The 2,620-nt window shown below is 42.3% G+C and carries 2 protein-coding genes and 1 tRNA gene; 1 reads left to right on the top strand and 2 read right to left on the bottom strand.

Annotation, left to right across the window (positions count from 1 at the left end; all coding sequences use genetic code 11):
* Positions 1 to 103: 103 nt before the first annotated feature.
* Positions 104 to 823 (top strand): hypothetical protein, encoded by a 720-nt coding sequence (locus LAQ65_RS21025; protein ID WP_224118996.1) that lies wholly within the window; start codon positions 104 to 106, stop codon positions 821 to 823.
* A gap of 160 nt (positions 824 to 983) precedes the next feature.
* On the opposite strand, the gene LAQ65_RS21020 is transcribed toward LAQ65_RS21025, so the two are convergent.
* Both LAQ65_RS21020 and LAQ65_RS21015 read right to left on the bottom strand, forming a co-directional pair.
* Positions 984 to 1,057, bottom strand: a tRNA-Pro gene (locus LAQ65_RS21020).
* Positions 1,058 to 1,164: 107 nt separating this feature from the next.
* Positions 1,165 to 2,370, bottom strand: a complete 1,206-nt coding sequence (locus LAQ65_RS21015) for a nucleoside permease (RefSeq protein ID WP_224118995.1) — start codon at positions 2,368 to 2,370, stop codon at positions 1,165 to 1,167.
* Between the last annotated feature and the right edge of the window lie 250 nt (positions 2,371 to 2,620).

Here is a 2,620-nt window from a genome sequence, read left to right as displayed (position 1 = left end):
AGAGCGACTTACCGGTTCGTAATTGCTCCAGCGCCTTTTTCTGAAGGCGTTCATAATCAGGGTGTTGTTTGTCTAGCATAAAAAACTGCATTAAAGTTAACCTTTGACACAGTTCATTTTACAGCCTTCAGGTTATCAGGCCTTAGACATTTTGTCAGATTTTAAGTTTCACAAAAATTGGATGTACTGTTATTTACGGATTACGGGAATGCATTTTTGGGAATCTTCACATGGTCTTCATGTGGTCCTTAAGTGGTCCTTAAATACACGCATCAAACGCCAACAATTTGCCAGGATAACCTCCAGGTCAGTAGCCGCCAATCTGGCACAACCTGAATCCTTGAGCGCTGGCTACCGGGGTCGATACACTTCAAATGAAACCAGAAATCAATATTGGGAAACGAATGATAACAAGATTACAGCAGCCATTGCAAAATTGATGCAGGATTATGGTAGGATGCCAGCGAAAAGGGAAATAGCTACGGAAACGGGATTAAGCCGGAAAACAATTCACCAGCATTTAAAAAAATACTCGGAACACGATCTTTACATTGGCCAAGTGGAACAGTTCAGATTTATGGCTGATACAGTATTAGCAAAAATCTTCAAGTTTGCTATAAATGGTGATATTCGGGCAAAAAAGACAGGAGAAATATCGGAGTTTAACTGCGTAATGATTTCAACCAAGTCCGATGAATTTAAAACTTATTTGGGGGCAAAGGAAAGGCGACGATATAACCAAACTACAACAGATTATAATAGAACAGCCGGGCCCGGGAAGTACAGGAAGAAAGGCGAAGGGCCAGAATTAGGAAAGCGATAAAAAGAAGCTGGTATAAACCCGCCCCAATTAGTTAAAAGATATAATTATTATTATAGTATATAATTAGGAGTTTTATTAGCCTAAAATGGCTTAAAAGTTCCCCTAACATTAATTAAAAAGATAGAACCCGCTATAGTAGCGGGTTCTATCTTTAAAGTTGTCGGGAAGACAGGATTCGAACCTGCGACCCCCTGGTCCCAAACCAGGTGCGCTACCGGCCTGCGCTACTTCCCGGACCTTTAAAACGGTGTTAATTCGTTTCTAAGAGGTTGCAAAGGTATGGTTTAGAAGTATTTCATCAAACTTTTTGGAGAAATTTCTTATTTGCCCGGGTTGTAGTATTAAACGGGTAAACCTGGACTAACTTCTTTTTTCTCCTTAAAGAACAGCAAAAAATAGATCAATACCGCACCTGCTATTGAAGCCGGCACCAGCCAGATGCCCTGCCAGTTGTGGCCGGTATCCGTTTGGTAATGGCCGGCAACAAAACCAGAAAACCAGGTGCCGATAAACATACCCAGCCCGTATGTGGCAAATGTGAATAGTCCCTGTGCAGCATTTTTAATCTTTTCACCTGCTTTTTTCTCACAGTACATATAACCGGTCACAAAAAAGAAATCATAACAAACCCCATGCAGGATAATGCCGGAATATAACATCCAGCTATTGGGATCAGCATAACCATAAGCAAAAAACACATAACGTAGTATCCAGGCCAGGATACCCAACATCAGCATATTCTTTACCCCGATCCTGTTGAACATAAATGGTATAGCCAGGATAAATAAACCTTCAGATACCTGGCCCAGGATCATTTTACCGGCTGCATTTTGCATACCGATCTCATTCAGGAAAGGATTAGCAAATCCATAGTAGAAAGCAAGCGGGATGCAGACCAGGATAGCCGCAATAAAAAATACCGAAAATGATTTATCCTTAAACAGTACAAAGGCATCACTGCCAATTGCTTTAGCGCCTGAAACGGCTTCAGTCTTAGCTTTTGGTGGTGTATTCGGCAAAAAGAAACTAAACAAACCAAGCGCTGCAGAAACAGCAGCTGCGAGGTAAAATGTGTTGGCCGATTTTTCAATCTGCAGGTTACCAACAAGTGTACCGGCAACTATCCACCCAATAGTTCCAAACACCCTTATCCAGGGGAATTGCTTCCCCGGGTCGGTCATTTGGGAAAATGCCACACTGTTAGACAAGGCAATGGTAGGCATGTACATTAATGAGTATATGAGTATGGTCCAGTAAAAGATTGCATTCCCTGTAACCCTGGTAGCTGCGAAAAGCAATACAGCACCCAGCAAATGCAATACCCCCATAATCCGTTGCGCAGCAAAAAATCGGTCGGCTACCAACCCCACAAAAAACGGGGAGATCATTGTTGCAATAGCCAAAGCGCTGAAAGCCGCCCCGATCTGAACATCAGAGGAACCCAGGTTCTCTTTCATGTAAGTGCCCATGGTCACATACCACGAGCTCCAGATAAAATATTGCAGGAACATCATAAACGCCAGGCTGGCCCCGGTGGATCTTTTCATATCGGTAAATCTTTCAGGAAATATAAGAAAAATGCTACTTACATAGGCTTACCTGTGCTTTCGCTTTCCTTATTTCAATATCAAACTGTAGTTTGCCGGATGAATTGCCTGACTGTCGCTTAGAGGCTGTAAAATGAACTGTGTCAAAGGTTAACTTTAATGCAGTTTTTTATGCTAGACAAACAACACCCTGATTATGAACGCCTTCAGAAAAAGGCGCTGGAGCAATTACGAACCGGTAAGTCGCTCT

Origin of the sequence: Flavihumibacter profundi (assembly GCF_020076305.1) — a bacterium.
Lineage (GTDB): Bacteria > Bacteroidota > Bacteroidia > Chitinophagales > Chitinophagaceae > Flavihumibacter > Flavihumibacter profundi.
Note: the sequence above shows the minus strand (reverse complement) of the source record. Positions and strands in the feature narration are given on the sequence as shown.

What these genes read in the sequence shown, in the direction of transcription:
- LAQ65_RS21015 (WP_224118995.1), bottom strand. Translation starts at nt 2,370, where the DNA reads ATGAAAAGATCCACCGGGGCCAGCCTGGCGTTTATGATGTTCCTGCAA.